This window comes from Shouchella sp. JSM 1781072, from assembly GCF_041949915.1.
Lineage (GTDB): Bacteria > Bacillota > Bacilli > Bacillales > Bacillaceae_D > Shouchella.
In genome coordinates this window covers 1,281,841-1,298,744 of sequence record NZ_JBHFQE010000001.1, presented here as the reverse complement: position 1 = coordinate 1,298,744, position 16,904 = coordinate 1,281,841, and the positions used below count along the sequence as shown (strand labels likewise).

Genomic DNA, 16,904 nt, shown 5'->3' with positions numbered 1-16,904 from the left:
TGGATAGAAAGAAAGAGAGGGAGCAAACATGTCTTCATTAGGGTTAATCCTCGTCACAATTATTGGGATTGGTGTTCTACTTTATTTGATTATGCATTCAAAAATGCAAGCGTTCCTCGCGCTATTGATAGCGAGTATTTTTATTGGAATCTTTACTGGGATGGATCCCACATCGTTAATTGAAACAATGGAAGAAGGGATGGGTGGAACCCTTGGCTTTATCGCCATCGTCGTCGGGCTTGGTGCGATGTTTGGTGAAATGTTGCGAACGTCTGGCGGAGCAGAACGTTTAGCCTTTACCTTGGTCGATCGATTTGGGGAAAATCGAGCTCAGTGGGCGTTAGCTTTAACAGGATTTATCGTCGCGATTCCTGTATTTTTAGATGTGGCGCTCGTTATTTTACTTCCAATTGTTTATAGTTTAGCAATGCGAACAGGCAAGTCACTACTTTATTATGCAATTCCTTTACTAGCAGGTCTTGCGGTGGCACATAGCTTTATCCCGCCCACACCAGGACCGATTGCGGTCGCATCTGTACTTGGCGTAGATTTAGGCTGGATGATGTTGTTCGGCGTTATTGCAGGACTCCCGGCGATGATTATCGCAGGTCCATTATTTGGTCGCTGGATTGGGAAGCGTGTCCATGTCGGTGTACCGGCACACATCGTAGAAGCAACAAAGCAAGAAGAAAAATCAACAAAAGAATTACCGAGCTTCGGCTTAATTTGCTTTATTATTTTATTACCACTCGTCATGATTTTGTTAAATACTGCAGGTGACGTGATTTTAGAAGAAGGTACAACAACGCATCAAATTCTTACATTCGTAGGTCATCCATTTATCGCCTTAATCGTGGCGACGTTACTAGCGATGTATTTCTTAGGAAAACGCCGTGGAGCAACGAAGGAACAAATTCAAACGATGACAACAAAAGCCCTTGAACCAGCAGGGATTGTCATCCTAATTACTGGAGCAGGTGGCGTCTTTAAAGAAGTTCTGATTCAGAGTGGTGTTGGCGATGCAATGGGTGAATTAATGGCTTCATCTGGTTTCCCACTTGTGTTACTAGCCTTCTTAATTGCAACTTTTGTAAGGGTGGCGCAAGGTTCGGCAACGGTTGCGATGATCACTGCAGCTGGACTCGTTTCACCAATCATCGACATGGTCGACTTATCACAGCCTTCCTTAGCATTAATTGCCATTGCCATCGCTTGTGGTGCAACTGTTCTATCTCACGTAAACGATTCTGGTTTCTGGCTAGTGAGTCGTTTCCTTGAAATGTCTGAGAAAGATACGTTGAAATCATGGACGGTAATGGAAACCATTATCGGTGGTGTCGGTTTTCTTGTCGTGTTTGGACTAAGTTTCTTCTTTTCATAAACAAGAGATTCTCTTTTAAAAGAGCGCATTCTAGCGCTCTTTTTTTATGCATATAGACATATTACGTTTGAACGAAATCTCAAAGAGAAAACCCAAGTCTACGTTAGCGGGGACAATCGTTGAAGCCGTCTAATCAATGTTTTCATAGGATGGAAGAGGCAAAGAGATGAGCCGTATGGAAAGGGGGCATGTATCTTGAAGCGACTATCTCATTTGTTAATCATTTCAAAAGATACGAATTTCTTTACGGACCGAAACTATGCTCATTTAGAAAAGGCGCTTGCTAAGAGCGTCACCGTGACCACTTGGCGAAGCTCTGGGCATATCCAAGCTATTCTCAAGAAACTTAAACACACGCCAGATTTTATTCTAATTGTAAACGATATTGGGGATCGCTTTGAACCAAACATTAATGGATTAAGTGCTGTCTCGATTCCGTCGGCTCTATTTGTAAACGATGTGCACCGCTTTACAGAAAGACGGCGTCAATTTTTAAGGCGCAATCCGACTACGTATCTTTTCAGTGTGACGCGAGATGCTTGTTTAGAAACCTATCCAGCGTTTACAAAACGTATGCGGTGGCTACCTCATTTTGTTGAGCCGACAATCTTTCGAGATTACGGGTTACCAAAAGACTATGATTTTCTATTGCTCGGTGCAGTTAATCACGTTTACCCTTTCCGGCAATTGATTCTTAAAACCTTTGAAAATCATCCAGGGTTCCATTACCAATCTCATCCTGGCTATTCGTTTCAGTATGAAGAAACGAAACAGTTGGTAGGGACACGATATGCGATGGAAATTAATAAAGCGCATGTCTTTTTTACTTGTCCATCCGCATATCTGTATCCAGTAAAGAAATATTATGAAGCACTCGCTTGCCGTAGTCTATTGCTTGCTCCAAGTTTTCCTGAATTAGAGGCGCTCGGGTTTATACCAGGGACTCATTTTGTCTCTGTTCATGAGGAAAATCTTGCTGAAGCCGCAACCTATTATCTCAACCAGAAAAAAGAGCGGTATAGGATTATGGAAAAGGGTTTCTCTTTTGTTCATCGCTATCATACAACGGAAAAGCGGAGTGAAGACATACTGAAACAAATAGAATTTATTCTCTCATAAGAAAGGGCTGAACGTATGACCAAAAAAATTGGACGCAATGTTGTCGTGGAAGAAGATGTTGTTGTAGGGAAAGATGTTGTCATTGGGGACAACACGGTTATTTTAGCAGGAACAGAACTTGGTGATGGTGTGGTTATTGGCGCCAACTGTGTGTTAGGTATTCAAGTTGGTGGCAACAAGCGGATGAGAAAATCACTTGGAACAAAACGTAAATTGATTATTGGAAAAGGCACAACGCTAGGCTCTCTTGTCTCCATTTATGCTGGAACGGAACTTGGAGCACATGTTTTTGTTGGCGATCATGCCAGCATTCGAGAATCTGTCAAAGTCGGAAAAGGAACGGTCATTGGGCGTTCTGCCATAGTTGAATTAAATACAACAATTGGCGAAAGCTGTACCATTCAAACGTCTGCTTATGTGACTGGAGACACGACGATAGAAGATCATGTGTTTATTGGGCCATGTGTGTCGATGTCAAATGATAAATATATGGGCGCGCAAGCGTATGAAATGAAAGGGCCGTATATTAAAAAGGGCGCAAAGATTGGCAACAATGCCACGCTGCTTCCAGGTGTTTGTGTAGGGAAAGGGACCATCGTTGGCGCAGGAGCAGTTGTGACGAAAGATACAGGGGATGATGTTGTTGTGGCTGGCGTCCCTGCACGTCCTTTGAAGGGGGAAGGACAATGACAAAAGTGTGTATGCTCGTCCATACCCATTCCTTTCTAGACACGCGCATCTTTCAAAAGGAAGCAAAATCATTACAAAAACATGGCTACGATGTTGTAATGATTGTGCCAAGAATAAAAGGGAAATTATTTAAAGTAAATAAAGAGCCCTTTGACAATGAATTGCTGGAACCTTCTTTTATGTATGAAGGCATTAAAATGGTGACGTATGATTTTGAATCGTTTAAACCGACTGTTGAGCATATGCAGGAGCATATTGACGCAAAATCATTAACTTTTAATCATCCACTTGTAAAATTAGGATTGGCAGAAGATGCGGATGTGTACCACGCTCATGAAGTGGCCTCGTTATTTGCTGGCATAGGGATTAAGCGACAACGAGAAAAAGAAGGAAAACCGATTCAATTAATCTTTGATAGCCATGACCTCATTCCTGATCCGTTTGATAAGAAGCCGAAATTTATCGCAATGGGTAAATTGCTAGATGATATGTTAAAGGAGATTGATCAATTAATTACGGTCTCCCCATCAATTAAAGCCTACTATATTACAAAACAACCGTTACTACCAATTGAAATTCTCTATAATTCACCTCCATTAAACAAAAAATTTAAAGCAAGAGTACCAAAGGATACTGAATTAACGGTTGGCTATGAAGGGCATGTTGCTGATAACAAAAAAGGAAGTAGCGATAAAATCTATCAGATGACAGAGCGATCGAAGTCACATATTAACGACTTTACATTTAAAATCATTGGAGGCGTGTTGCACGGCCACAGTCTAGACATTCCAGACACGTTAAAAGACAATATTTCGTTAACAGGTTGGGTGCCGTTTGAAAACATTGCGGATGAAATGGCCGAAGTCGATATTGGCTGGATTGATTTTGATGATTTAAGTAATTCTTTAAATCGATCGTATGCGCTACCGAATAAATTCTTTAGTTATTTAAACAACGGCATTCCTGTTATCGTCAATAAATGTCATGATATGGAACAATTCATTCAGACGCACCAGTGTGGGATTGTTTTAAATAAACAAAAAGCTACAGGAGATGATTACGCAGAGGCGATTCTCTATTTGCATCAGAACCGAGATGTCTTAAAGCAAATGAGTATAAATGCACGTAAAGCAATGGAACAACTCTATAATTGGGAGAAGATGGAGCAACGGATGATTCAGATGTACGAAGCGCTGTTAGACGATCAACAAAAGCCTTTCTATATCGAAAAATAAAAACGACCACTTGTGAGAGCTATAATGGCGCTCGCAAGTTTTTAATTAAGGGCATAAAAAAGCGATTATGGCAGAGTCATAATCGCTTTTCAGCTAAAATAAGAAGTGCTTTTTTATAATTTGATAAATATGTTCTGCAGAATGCCCATCCCCAAATAAAGCTGGATAGTCGGAAGGTTTATACGCTGTTTGGACAGCTTTTATAATGGCACTTGAATCATTTGCATCGACGAGCTGGTTCCATTTGGCATCAACGGTTTCAATCCATTCTGTTTCATCACGGAGTGTGATGCACGGTATTCCTAGCATGTAGGCTTCTTTTTGAACACCGCCTGAGTCCGTTAAAATGGTTTGCGCTTGGCTCATGAGTGCCAGCATATCAAAATAATCCAGAGGATCAATAAACAAAAGAGATTTTCCTTCAAACTCTTTTAATCCTGGCTTGTTTTCAAGTTGCTTTTTTGTACGTGGATGAAGGGGAAGAATGACGGTCTTATCTAAATGAGCGAACCCTTTCATAATCGCCTGTAATCGAACCGGTGAATCTGTATTTTCAGCACGGTGAATCGTGGCTACGTAATAATCTTTCGGTTTCAGTTTTAGTTGGTCGAGAATTCTTGAGTGGCTTTTGGCTTTGTCTTGATAGTAAAGAACCGCATCATACATGATGTCCCCAGTTGCGTGAACCCCTTTCGTCATTCCCTCGATCGCTAGTTGCTTAACGGATGATTGAGAAGGGCAAAACAGCAAGCTTGATAGATGATCGGTGACAATCCGATTAATCTCTTCTGGCATGTTGCGGTTAAACGAGCGTAATCCAGATTCGACGTGGATGATAGGAATATGAAGCTTCGATGCTGCGAGACTACCGGCTATGGTTGAATTCGTATCACCATATACCAAGACAGCATCAGGCTTTTCTTTTAAAAGGACTTGTTCAATTTCCATTAACATCTTTCCAGTTTGTTCACCGTGAGAGCCGGAGCCAATGCCGAGATGATAATCAGGCTTTGGGATGTTTAATTGCTTGAAAAACACATCAGACATGTTGGCATTATAATGTTGACCAGTATGAACAAGAACTTCTTTTATCGAAGTGTCTTGACTTAAACGTCGCGATACCATACAAGCTTTAATAAATTGCGGCCTTGCGCCAATAATTGTAACGAATTTCATTGTTTCCTCCTTTAGGTGCACCAATCTCGTAATTGTTTCATTCGATACTAGTAAATGTATGAATAAAAAGAGAAGAATGGCACGGCGACAATGGGAAATAGATACGTAACCTAAGCAGGAAGAGGGATGAAATGAAACATATTTGTTTTTTAGTGGCCGAGCATCCTTTTTTAGACGCACGAATTTTTCAAAAGGAAGCTAAGAGCCTGGTGCGACGAGGGTATAAGGTAACGTTAATCGTGCCGAAGAAAAAAGGTCGTTTGTTCGATACAAGCGGTCGCTTGCTAACGGAACAATTTTTAGAACAAGCATTTGAATATGAAGGCGTTCATTTCTTGGCTTATGATCCACCAAAACAAAAGCGACAACTCGCTCGACAAATCGCACTTTTAAAATCAGGGAAACTAGAGTCAATGCCCTCACCTTGCGTGGATCTTGCTGTCTCCGTTGAAGCTGATCTTTATCAGGCGCATGAGTTTGCTTCTTGCTATGATGGCGTGATGGTCAAGCGAGCGCTTAAATCGAAAGGGAAAGAAGTGAAGCTAGTTTATGACAGTCATGAACTTGTTCCTGACCCTTTAGAACCTTATAGTCAAAGAGTGTTTCAACAAATGAGCACACTTTTAAAAGAGCTGTTTCTGGAAGTAGACACGATTTTTACAGTCTCTCCTTCTATTAGAAACTACTATCAAAAGTTGGGCTATACAAAGCCAATTGACATTCTTTATAATTCGCCGTTTCTAATGCCTTTTAAACAGGAAGAAAAGCACCGTTCTTCTCCGCTCGTTCTCGGTTACATCGGCAAGCTGACGAAAAACAAGGGAGATGCTGACAAACTTATTGAGATTGTGAAACGTGCCAATCAAACAATTCCTTTGCAAGCTCTCATCATTGGCGATCGAATCGAAACAGAGTCTATTCCAGCCACCATTCGTAAGAACATCCGTTCAACTGGCTGGTTGCCCTACGAACAGATCGTGATGGCTTGTGCCACAATTGACGTTGGCTGGATTGAGCTGAACACATCGAATGCATTAAACCGTATGTATTCAATGCCAAATAAATTCTTTAGCTATTTAGAACGTGCCATTCCACCAATTGTTCCTAGCAGTAAAGATATGGAAGATTTTATTAATACGTATGAATGTGGATTTATCATAGAAAAAAGTGGTTCTGTTGACGCATACGTAGAGAAGCTAATTGATCTGTATCAAGATCGCTCAAAACTCTTACTGGCTGGTCAAAAAGGTAGATATGTTCTTGAAAAAACGTATAGCTGGGATCAAATGGAATACCGTTTGTACGCACGATATGCACAACTCTTTCAAGTCTAATACATGAATTTCCACGAATCTCTTGATCAAGCTGTCCATAACATCTCATTCTCTTGAACATACAGTATGTAATGAAGCTGAAACTGATAGAGAAGGGGCGAAGTTATGGAAGAATATCCGAAGCAACAAACAGTAGCTGTCGTTGGGTTAGGAAAGATTGGCTTAACGATGGCAGCAATTTATGCAAGCAACGGTTTTCGAGTGATTGGCGCAGATGTCAATCCTGCTGTGATTCAATCTGTCAATGCAGGAGAATCTCACGTTAAGAATGAACCTGGGTTAAAAGAGCTGGTCGAATTAGGTCATAAACGTCAAGTGTTAAGCGCAACCCTCGATACGAAGGAGGCTGTATCAAAAGCTGATATTGTGATCGTCGTTGTCCCTGTACTCGTTTATGAAGACAATGATGTGGATTACACGTATATGGATGCAGCAGTAGAGGAAATTGCTGCTGGATTGACGAAAGGCACGACGGTTATTTTTGAAACGACTTTGCCAACTGGAGATACGAGAAATCGATTTGGCGTCAAATTAGAAGCTGTATCTGGCTTAAAAGCAGGCACAGACTTCTTTTTAGCGTATAGTCCTGAGCGCGTCTATTCAAATAAAATTTTAAGTGATTTGAAAAAATATCCTAAAATTGTTGGTGGCGTGAATGAAAAAAGCTTAACACGCGCTTCTGCATTTTATAAGCAAGCCATTCAAGCTGATATTATTGAAGTGGAATCATCTGAAACCGCAGAGTTCGCAAAAGTAGCAGAATGCGTGTATCGGGATGTTAATATTGCTCTAGCAAATGAACTTGCCGTATATGCAACTAAAATGCATGTAAATATCCGTGAAGTCATTCAAGCGAGCAATACCCAACCTTATTCGCATATTCACTCACCAGGAATAGGTGTTGGTGGCCATTGTATTCCTATCTACCCGTACTTTTTTATGAAAAGAGGCTTGTCAGAAGGACTTGCTCATTTAGCAAGAGACGTGAATGATGGCATGGCAGCTTATTCGATTCAAGAAATTGAACAAGAATTGGACGGGCTGAATGGCAAAAACATTCTCATCCTCGGCTTATCTTATCGTGAAAACGTGAAAGAAGAAACGAAATCAACCACATGGCTTTTGCTTGATCAATTAAAGAAGAAACAAGCAAACGTAGTTGTTCATGATCCAATGTTTTCTGAACAAGAATTAAAAGAAAGAGCGCTTTTACCGTTTTCTTTTACAAGTGAGGCGTCTAAAGAGATTGACGCAATTATTGTGCAAGCCTTTCACGATGAGTATCAAACCATCGAATTTGACTCATTCCCTTCATGTAAACTTTTATTTGACGGGCGTAATGCGGTTGATCCAAAGAAATTATCTAAAACAGGCATCCGCTACAAAGGATTAGGCCTATGAGTAAACAAGGAAAAGAATCGTTTATCCCAATGGTAGATTTGAAAAGAGAGTATGTCGTGTTAAAACCTCATTTGCTTAAAGGCATTATGGATGTTTTAAATAGTGGTCACTATATTTTAGGGGAAAAAGGGCGATTGCTTGAAGCGCAAATTGCTGAATACGTAGGAGCAAGCTATGCAAGTGGAGTCGCAAACGGAACAGACGCCTTATATTTGGCGTTAAAAGCACTTGATATTGGACCAGGTGATGAAGTCATTACAACACCTTTTACGTTTTTTGCAACAGGTGAAGTAATTGCACAAGTTGGCGCTACGCCTGTTTTTGCTGATATTGAAAAAAACAGCTACAACCTCGACCCTAAAGAAGTGGCAAAAAAAGTGACAGATCAAACAAAAGCGATTCTTGTTGTTCATCTTTTTGGGCAGGCGGCAAATATGAACGCGTTACGAGCGATTGCCGATGAGCATGAACTTTATATTGTTGAAGATGCATGCCAAGCAATCGGAACGGAATGGAAGCGTCAGCGTGTAGGTGCTTTAGGCGATGTAGGCTGTTTTTCCTTTTTTCCATCAAAAAGTTTAGGGGCTTTTGGCGATGCTGGCATGGTTGTCACCAATTCTGAAGCGGTTCATCAAAAATTGACGGCATTACGTAACCATGGAAGTACGAGTAAATACCGACATGCATCAATTGGACAAAATAGTCGCCTTGATGAAATCCAAGCAGCTGTTTTACTTGCGAAGTTAAAGTTCCTTGACCTTTTTCTTTTAAAGCGAAATGATATTGCAAAGCGTTACACTTTAGGATTAGATGATTCAATCAAAAAACCTGCTATAAACAAAACAAGAAGTCATACCTTTCATCAATATTGCATTGAATTTGATGATCGAGATGCCGTTGCAGACTATTTGGAAGAGCAAGGAATCGCATCAGCCGTTTACTACCCTGTTCCACTGCACCTACAGGAAGCGTTTGCTTATCTTGGCTTGAAAAAAGGTGATTTTCCACATGCTGAAGCAGCAGCGGATCGAATTTTAGCTTTACCGATTTCTCCAGAATTATCAATTGAAGAGCAAGAGTTGATCATCGCGCATATCAATCATTTTATTGATACCAATCGTTAATGATCGAGCTGTTTAAGAAAACCATTCCACTTGGAGTGGTTTTTTTGTGTAATGCTTTGAGCGTGATCCCGAACATTATAAATGGTGAAGTCTTCGTAGTGAAGCGGCCCAATTTTCGCTAATTGATAGATTGTGGAAACATCTTCATATAAGCGTCCTTCTTCATATGGAGACTGGATGAAACCTCCTAAACATCTTAACGAGGCGGTTCGGTAGATACGGGGTCCAAGTGGAAACCGGTATTGGCGTAAGGAGGAGCTGGACGATACGGCTCTTCCTTTTGCAATTCCTTTGTAAATAAGCTGATGCAATCCCATTTGTTTCCAACGGCGTAAATTTCCGTAAAGGAGGGGAGAACTAGTTGGCCACATTTTAAGGGTTTCTGCTAAAACCGAAAAGGCATTTGGGTCTAGCCAATCGTCTGCATCTAGTTCGAGAATAAAAGGCGTTTGCACAGATGGAAGTAAATCATTCAGTGCATGTACTTTCCCTTGGTTATGGTCAGTAAAGGACGTAGTAACTGTTGGGTGATTCCAATTTGTTAATCGATACGGTGATGAATCTGTAGAACCGTCATCGCTTACAAAAATGGCTTCCGGTACGATGGATCCTGTTAAACAAGAAGCAATGGCCGTATCCAGATAGTTTCCTTGATTATAGTTCGCGATTAAGACTGTAACAGGAATGGTTTGGCTTTGCGCTTGCTCAAGTTCGTAAAGTTGTTGCCAATCTGCAATTGATCGATATGTTGTGCTTTTATTTCTATTTGAAGCAGTTGCCCAGTTGCTGGATTGGGTGACGAGGTTCTTTTTTTCACTTGGCAACGTGCAAAGATAAAAGGGAAGCAAAGATTCTGGAAAGGGAAGCAACCATTTGTCTGGAAACGGAAAGTGTAAAATAGCGTGATTGGTTATGAGGCAGGCAAAATGGTTCCCGGTGACGATCGTATCTTGTTGGGTTAGTTGATGGATAGCTATATCTTTGGACAAGGATGCCTGAGAATCAACAATAAGCGTGTGTGACGCATTCATTTTCGGTAACAAGTGATTAAGCGTGGCGCCATAATCATCATCCAGTAAGGGGATTGAAATCACATCTGCACTTGTTTCCGAGAAGTGGCAGTTGGATGGATGAATATAATAGACTGCGTCAATCTCAAAATTTGTTTGCTTAAGAGATTGAAGCACTTTTATAAATGAGTGGTTATGCTTAAAAGCAAGAATCACAACGGAGACCAACATAGTAAACCTCCTATTTTCGTATATCCAAAAGACCCTGAGACACTCATGGAATTCAACAGCAATTAGGTCAATTAAACAAGCAATCTTTCAATTTATACATTAACTAAAGAGAGACTTACAAAGGAGGGATAGAATGTTTATAACTCGTTTTTTCTTTTTCATTAAATCATTGTTTCAATCTATATTTTTTCCAGCTTGTTGCAACCATCCTGTGACGAAGCGAGAACAGCTTTGGTGTTTAATCGGAAGAGAAATTGAAGGATCAACACCATTTGGCTTTTTATCAGGGACGTTAGTAGCTGTAGAACATGACTACATTGTGCTGCTTGATGAGACTAATGCACAAGTTCTTGTACGCATTGCAAAGATTGAAACCGTTCGACCATTAGCTTAGTAAAAAGGAGGAGACCCGATTGTTTAAACGCTTTTTATATCAAGAGTTATCGAAAAGACTGACTGCTCGAGTTGAAGTGACAACAGATACAAATTTGATTGAAGGAATTATCGTTCGCGTTACGCCATCGTTCCTTGTCATTGATGTTACAGATGGTTATGAAGCAGGGTCAAACCAATATATATTCATTGATGCGATTAACTATGTACGATTTCCGCAAGCCGCATAATAAAGAAAACCACTTCTAATTCGTTTTAGAAGTGGTTTTTGCTGTTGATTTTATTTTGTATGCTTTTCGATAGACTGACTAATTTGATTTGCTACTATCAATGCTTTAATTCCATCGTCGGCGGTTACAGCTGGTGTCTTCTTTTCTTTTAAACAAGAGAGAAACGACTGCAATTCGAGTGTTAAAGGTTGCTGAATTGTAGGGGCGTGAATCGTTTCTGTAATTGAACGTGCGTACGGTCCTGTTGAGTCAGATCGTCTTGTAATCGCAAGCTCATTCGTTAATAAATTTGCTACCATATAAGCGTTCTCTGTTAATAGATGAATCGAACGTATATTTTTATTTGATTGGTAACTTGCTGTTAATTGGATTGCGGCACCTGTAGAGGTTTTCGCAATGGCAACCGCATGAATAGGTAATCCTTTTGATAAGTGGCCAATTGTATAAATGGTATTAAGACAATCAGGACCAAGAATAGATGCTAAAATATATAAATCGTGAAGCATTAAATCTTGAACCACATCGACCCCTTCTAGACGAGAACTAAAGGCTGACATACGGTGTGTCTCAATGGCAATAATGGTTTCATTCATAACAGCATGTTGAACAGCTTTAATAAGCGGATTAAACAATTCAATATGACCTACTTGTACGAAAACACCTGCTTGTTTAGCTCGCTCAGCAAGCTCTTTTGCCTCTTTGACAGAGGATGTGATTGGTTTTTCAATTAGCATATGGACGTGCTGGTCAATACAAGCAAGGGCAATCTCATAATGATAGACTGTCGGAACGGTAATGCTTACTGCGTCTACTTCTTGAAGAAGCGCATCAAGACTAGAAAATGGTTTGACGTTGTACATGGCAGCGACTGATTCCCTGCGATTAGGATCAACATCGTATAATCCAACGAATTGGCAATCGCTTGTTAAAGATAAATAGGTGCGTATATGGTTTTCACCCATTTTCCCTGCACCAATTACTCCTACTTTCATCTAACTCTCCTCACTTTATGAAAAATTAAAACGACTATCGTTTGCATTTGATAGACTGTTATTAAAGTCGCTCTACAAAGTAGTTTATGCAAAGCAAAATGAGATGAATGGACAAACATAACGTTCTGTCGAAAATGAAACGGATGGCACGGGTTTCGATTAAAAACACTTAATGAAATCTAGTTGATTTCCATTTTGTAGTTTAAATTGTAAAAATAATACATTTATATCATTCTATTATATGCTCAAAAAGAAGATTTGAAAGACTTATGACTGATTTTCCTTATAATGAAAGGAATTTCTAGATAAAAGAGATAATAAGGTGTGTAGTGAGGTGATTCGGTGCATAAGTTGTTGGCAGGTTTCATTTTTGGCATAAGCATCACTGGAGCAGTTTTAATTATTTTGATCCCACAGTTGTTTGAGTCTCCAATTGACCAATCCTTAAAAGTTGTTATGGCCATTACAGTGGTCGCGTTTGCTTTATGTAGTATGTCGGCTTTTTTGATTCAGAGACGATTATTTGGAAAGAGTAAATAGGCGATTTCGAAAGACGATTAATCCTTGATTGATAGGGGGAGATCGTCTTATTTATTGTGTTTTTTGCTTTTAATTTGGGGAATTTACGCATTCAGTGAAGTAGATTTTCATTCATTTATTTCGGACATAACGTTCTTAAAAATAAAGTATTTTTCAAATAAATTTGTCACTTTGTGTTGGGAAACATGTCTAAACTATATAAGTTCTTGTCGAAGTCATTTATAATAAAAGAAATTAACATTTAATTGGAAAAGAGGGATGTGGAATGATTGTCGCTTTATCAGCTAGCATCATTGGAGGAAAACTTGTTGAGTGGCATAGCTGTCTAATCGCGAAAAATTTTACGCACGCTCAACGTTTGAGAAACGAAACGAAAGAACTAATTAAACAAATGGAATCAAATGACAAAATTCTTGCCTACTACCAGCTTGTTAGTTTTAAGCATGAATTATTATCAACATACGGAACAGGTGAGTTGTTTGAATCCACACTTCCGACACCTGTTGAAATTGAGAGAGACGATTATCTTAACTTCATGTTTTATTTCGTTTCAGCACAGAATGAATTTTTGAATGAACGCTATAAGTCGGCTGTTCAAATGTATAAAGTTGCGGAACGGCTAATTGAAAAAGTGAATGATCCAGCGGAAAAAGCAGAATTTTATCAAGAACTAGGGATGAGTTATTATCGCATTGATCAGTATACGTTTGCTGCTTCTTATATGGATCAAGCGCTTGAGTTTTTCGGTAAAAACCCAATGTATCTTGTGAATGAAATTCGTTGTAAATTGGTGTTAGCTGCCATTGATACAGAATTAGGCGAGCAAGCATCCGCAGAAAGAATTTATAAAGAAATGATTGAAATTTCGAAACCTTTCCCTTATTATCATTCGCTTGTTTTGCATAACTTGGGTCAAAATAGAATGACTCAACAACGTTTTAATGATGCGGTACAGCTTTTTGAGCAAGCGTTATCGATTAATGAGTTTTCTCAATCCATTACGGGTTTAAAATCGAAGTATAATTTGCTTAATGCAAGGTTGAGAAATGAAACTTACATAGGGGGGTTAGAGGAACTAGAATTCAACGCAAGAGCTCAAAAACTAATGGAAATTAAAGCAAAATGTAAAGTAAGTAGAGGTCTGTATCTAGAAGATAATTTTTCTGAAGTAGAGCAAGGGTTGGACATGCTAAAAGTAAATGAAAAGTTTTTTGAATGCTCGGAAATATGCGAAGAAATTTCGCAACACTTCGAACAAAAAGGTGATTTGGCAAACGCTCTTAAGTATGCAAGATTAGTAAACCATATGAGTAAAAAACAATCAAATGTGGGGGTTGATTTATTATGAAAAAATGGACAATGTCTTTAGCAGCTACGTTTGTATTCACATCATTTGCATTAGTAGGTGGTCATTTCACTGCGACAGGCGATACAGTGGATCAGGATGGAAAACATGACTTTCATCAACTTGCAGGTAAGCATGACTTCCACCAACTGGGAAAACACGATTTTCATAAGATTGCTGGAAAACATGATTTTCATCAAAAAGGCAAGCATGATTTCCATCAGCTAGCAGGTAAACATGATTTTCATCAAGTAACAGGTAAAGCATAAACTTAACTTACAATAAACCTATTATAAAAAAGTCGTCTTTGACGGCTTTTTTTGTGTGAAAATGAATATGAGCGCAGTAGTTAGATTGTTTCGGTATCTTGTAAAACGGTTACATAAGCTGTATACATAAAGTTTTTGTGGAGGTGTGACATGAGGAACAAGTCGATCGTAGCAAGTTTTGCAAGTGTGATGGTAGTAGCGATCGTAGCAGGTTGCGGAAATGATGGTGAAACGAACGAAACAAATCAAAATCATGATGGTGAAAATGAGACAGCGGATCAAGAATTAGATTCAGAAATGAAAGAAAATCAAGAAGAGGAGAAGCACTCCGAATCTGTAAACAATGATAGTGATAATGAAAATGAGTCAGAAGAAGAGCGTAATGAAGCGTACTACGAATCCTTAGCGGTAACGGACGATACGAGAGAAGTAGCACCGGAAGCGATTGAACATTTAGAGTTGCCAGGTATTCACGAAAATACACGCATTTATAATGGAACCGTCAGTCCTGGACAAATGGTTCGTTTCGTATTTCCAGATGATGAACATGAGTCAGGTTTTAATTATCAAAATGCCTTAGATCCACACGTATCCGATGAAGGGCATTTCTCCGTGTCGTTTAGTAACTATGATTTAAATGACATGGAGCAAATACGATTTATTGTTTCAGGCTTCTTGCCGCAGGAGCAAGCATTCGATTTGCCGATCCATCCGGAAGAAGAGGGGATGGCGTATATTCCGAGTGAAGCAGATACAGAAGAACTTGAAGCTGCAGTTCAGGAAGAAGTAGAATTAGACGACATTTATGAAAATACTCGATTTTACCATGTGCAACACGTGGTTGAAGATGTAGATGCTGTTCATCTTGAACATCCAGAGATCGGTTTTAGCGAAGATTTAAATTTGCCTGCAGCGGATGTAGAGCTTGAGAATACAATTTCAACTAGCTTTGATGAGAATGTGTTAACGGCTGGCGATACGCTAACCTTTTACATCGTCGCGAAAGGCGTGACTACGTTAGTAGAAAAAGACGTACAAGGTTGGACAGACGAAGAATGGGCCGTCATTAATACGATTAAAAACGAAACCAGCATTGATGAAATTGTTGCGACTGAACCAATCATTGTCGGTAAAACGGTTCCGCATGCTTCTATCACAATCACAAATCTCAATCCGAGAAATTTTAACACCACCATTGAAGCCGATGAAGAAGGTCAGTTTGAAATGGATTTAAGCGGCTCAAGAGACGAGATGGATGGAGAAGCAATTCTGTTTTCGATCGTCGATGAAGAAGGTCATTTAGCTACAATGGAGGTACCTGTGCAAGAGTGAAAAGAATGATTGATTTGCAGGGGAGAGAGTGGGCAAACGATAACGTGTAAAAAGATGGCCTTTACGCTCTTTACTCATATAAAAGAAAATGCCGTAAAAAATAATTGAAATTAAATAGAGAATGCTTTTTACATCATAAATGACTCTTGTAGAGCACATGGTTTAAAAATAAGAGTAGCTTAGATTGATGCTATCCAATTAGAAAAAAACGACCCCAATAACGATTTCTTTCGTCATTGGGATCGTATAAATGGATTCATTAATCACGTTCTTGTTTTAAAATCTCTCCTGTTTCAGCGTGAATGTCAATGTCATATTCTGTGTTATCTATGATGGCTTCAAGCTCATAGACGGCAACACCATCATCATAATCAAGCTCACTCTCAATCACATTCACATCGTTGCCAAATGCTGACTGAAGAATTGTATTGACTTCTTCTAGTGAGAGTTGTGATTCCGCACGGCTCTCTAATGAAGGAGTTTCCATTTCCTCATCCATACTTAGAACGTCGCCTGTTTCTGCATCAATAATTATATCCGTATCCTCGTCGTGCAACGTAAACTCAATTTTATAGATCAGTTTCTCATTCTCTAGTTCTAACTCGATCTCTTTTACATCTGTCAAGCCACTTTCTTCTTTTGCGCGGTTTTCAGCTTCTTCTTGTGAGAGAGCTGGCTTTGCTTGACTCTCTGCTACTAGCAAATTGCCGTCAATTTCGGTGATGTTGCCGGAATGTTGATCAAACGTAAACTCGAATGTCTCCTTATTAGTCCGAACATCAATTTCAAAGACATCTTTGCCATCATCTGTATCTTGTTTTGCTTTTACCATTTTGCCGCCAACAAAGTCTTCCGCTTGCTTAACGGCTTGCTCAAGAGAAAGGGCTGAAGAAGTCGCTCCGGCAACAGCGGTTAATGGAGCTGTCACTTCTTTCACCGAGGTTTGTTCTTTAGCACTAGCAAAACCCCAAGTCGTGCCTCCAGCAAGTAATAGTGCACAAGCACCTGTAACGATAGCGGTTTGTTTTTTCATAAGTCTTACCTCCATTTGTTTGATAGCTTTACTATAACAGCTCCAAATGAAGAGACCATGAAAGGAAAA

17 protein-coding genes are annotated in these 16,904 nt (G+C 39.6%); 13 read left to right on the top strand and 4 right to left on the bottom strand.

What is annotated here, in order from left to right; all coding sequences use genetic code 11:
* Positions 1-28: 28 nt before the first annotated feature.
* From ACE1TH_RS06870 to ACE1TH_RS06855, 4 genes are all read left to right on the top strand, one after another.
* Complete coding sequence (locus ACE1TH_RS06870) at positions 29-1,381, top strand: GntP family permease (RefSeq protein WP_099300618.1); 1,353 nt, start codon at positions 29-31, stop codon at positions 1,379-1,381.
* 195 nt (positions 1,382-1,576) lie between these two features.
* A complete protein-coding gene (locus ACE1TH_RS06865; protein ID WP_375078629.1) occupies positions 1,577-2,500 on the top strand; it encodes a glycosyltransferase in 924 nt (307 codons plus the stop codon).
* A 15-nt stretch (positions 2,501-2,515) separates the two neighbouring features.
* The gene (locus tag ACE1TH_RS06860) at positions 2,516-3,190 is read left to right on the top strand and encodes an acyltransferase (protein ID WP_099300620.1); all 675 of its coding nucleotides are present in this window, start codon (positions 2,516-2,518) and stop codon (positions 3,188-3,190) included.
* The gene (locus ACE1TH_RS06855; protein ID WP_375078628.1) at positions 3,187-4,425 is read left to right on the top strand and encodes a glycosyltransferase; all 1,239 of its coding nucleotides are present in this window, start codon (positions 3,187-3,189) and stop codon (positions 4,423-4,425) included. Before ACE1TH_RS06860 ends, ACE1TH_RS06855 begins: the two co-directional genes overlap by 4 nt.
* Positions 4,426-4,518: 93 nt before the next feature.
* On the opposite strand, the gene wecB is transcribed toward ACE1TH_RS06855, so the two are convergent.
* The gene (wecB, locus tag ACE1TH_RS06850; RefSeq protein ID WP_375078627.1) at positions 4,519-5,601 is read right to left on the bottom strand and encodes a non-hydrolyzing UDP-N-acetylglucosamine 2-epimerase; all 1,083 of its coding nucleotides are present in this window, start codon (positions 5,599-5,601) and stop codon (positions 4,519-4,521) included.
* 131 nt (positions 5,602-5,732) lie between these two features.
* On the opposite strand from wecB, the gene ACE1TH_RS06845 reads away from it, so the two are divergent.
* The 3 genes from ACE1TH_RS06845 to ACE1TH_RS06835 all read left to right on the top strand — a co-directional run bounded on the left by ACE1TH_RS06845 (position 5,733) and on the right by ACE1TH_RS06835 (position 9,460).
* Positions 5,733-6,935, top strand: coding sequence for a glycosyltransferase (locus ACE1TH_RS06845; RefSeq protein ID WP_099300623.1), 1,203 nt, complete (start codon positions 5,733-5,735; stop codon positions 6,933-6,935).
* Between the two features lie 105 nt (positions 6,936-7,040).
* Complete coding sequence (locus ACE1TH_RS06840; RefSeq protein ID WP_255225185.1) at positions 7,041-8,336, top strand: nucleotide sugar dehydrogenase; 1,296 nt, start codon at positions 7,041-7,043, stop codon at positions 8,334-8,336.
* Positions 8,333-9,460, top strand: a complete 1,128-nt coding sequence (locus tag ACE1TH_RS06835) for a DegT/DnrJ/EryC1/StrS family aminotransferase (protein ID WP_099300625.1) — start codon at positions 8,333-8,335, stop codon at positions 9,458-9,460. Before ACE1TH_RS06840 ends, ACE1TH_RS06835 begins: the two co-directional genes overlap by 4 nt.
* On the opposite strand, the gene ACE1TH_RS06830 is transcribed toward ACE1TH_RS06835, so the two are convergent.
* On the bottom strand, positions 9,457-10,701 hold the full coding sequence (locus ACE1TH_RS06830; protein WP_375078626.1) for a glycosyltransferase family 2 protein: 1,245 nt from the start codon (positions 10,699-10,701) through the stop codon (positions 9,457-9,459). The genes ACE1TH_RS06835 and ACE1TH_RS06830 overlap by 4 nt on opposite strands.
* A 133-nt stretch (positions 10,702-10,834) precedes the next feature.
* On the opposite strand from ACE1TH_RS06830, the gene ACE1TH_RS06825 reads away from it, so the two are divergent.
* Both ACE1TH_RS06825 and ACE1TH_RS06820 read left to right on the top strand, forming a co-directional pair.
* Complete coding sequence (locus ACE1TH_RS06825) at positions 10,835-11,095, top strand: DUF2642 domain-containing protein (RefSeq protein WP_099300627.1); 261 nt, start codon at positions 10,835-10,837, stop codon at positions 11,093-11,095.
* Positions 11,096-11,114: 19 nt separating this feature from the next.
* On the top strand, positions 11,115-11,324 hold the full coding sequence (locus ACE1TH_RS06820) for a DUF2642 domain-containing protein (protein WP_375078625.1): 210 nt from the start codon (positions 11,115-11,117) through the stop codon (positions 11,322-11,324).
* Between the two features lie 50 nt (positions 11,325-11,374).
* Here the strand turns inward: ACE1TH_RS06820 and ACE1TH_RS06815 are convergent, their stop codons facing one another.
* Positions 11,375-12,316, bottom strand: a complete 942-nt coding sequence (locus ACE1TH_RS06815) for a Gfo/Idh/MocA family protein (protein WP_375078624.1) — start codon at positions 12,314-12,316, stop codon at positions 11,375-11,377.
* Between the two features lie 342 nt (positions 12,317-12,658).
* Between ACE1TH_RS06815 and ACE1TH_RS06810 the strand changes: the two genes are divergently transcribed.
* From ACE1TH_RS06810 to ACE1TH_RS06795, 4 genes are all read left to right on the top strand, one after another.
* Complete coding sequence (locus ACE1TH_RS06810) at positions 12,659-12,856, top strand: hypothetical protein (protein ID WP_099300630.1); 198 nt, start codon at positions 12,659-12,661, stop codon at positions 12,854-12,856.
* Between the two features lie 265 nt (positions 12,857-13,121).
* The gene (locus ACE1TH_RS06805) at positions 13,122-14,204 is read left to right on the top strand and encodes a response regulator aspartate phosphatase (RefSeq protein WP_099300631.1); all 1,083 of its coding nucleotides are present in this window, start codon (positions 13,122-13,124) and stop codon (positions 14,202-14,204) included.
* Positions 14,201-14,470 carry a hypothetical protein gene (locus ACE1TH_RS06800; protein ID WP_099300632.1) on the top strand — a complete coding sequence of 90 codons (270 nt, stop codon included), beginning with the start codon at positions 14,201-14,203 and terminating at the stop codon, positions 14,468-14,470. The genes ACE1TH_RS06805 and ACE1TH_RS06800 overlap by 4 nt, the downstream gene beginning before the upstream one ends.
* Positions 14,471-14,620: 150 nt before the next feature.
* On the top strand, positions 14,621-15,802 hold the full coding sequence (locus tag ACE1TH_RS06795; RefSeq protein WP_375078623.1) for a hypothetical protein: 1,182 nt from the start codon (positions 14,621-14,623) through the stop codon (positions 15,800-15,802).
* A gap of 259 nt (positions 15,803-16,061) precedes the next feature.
* Here the strand turns inward: ACE1TH_RS06795 and ACE1TH_RS06790 are convergent, their stop codons facing one another.
* Positions 16,062-16,835: a PepSY domain-containing protein gene (locus ACE1TH_RS06790; RefSeq protein ID WP_176554213.1), complete on the bottom strand. Its 774-nt coding sequence runs from the start codon at positions 16,833-16,835 to the stop codon at positions 16,062-16,064.
* Between the last annotated feature and the right edge of the window lie 69 nt (positions 16,836-16,904).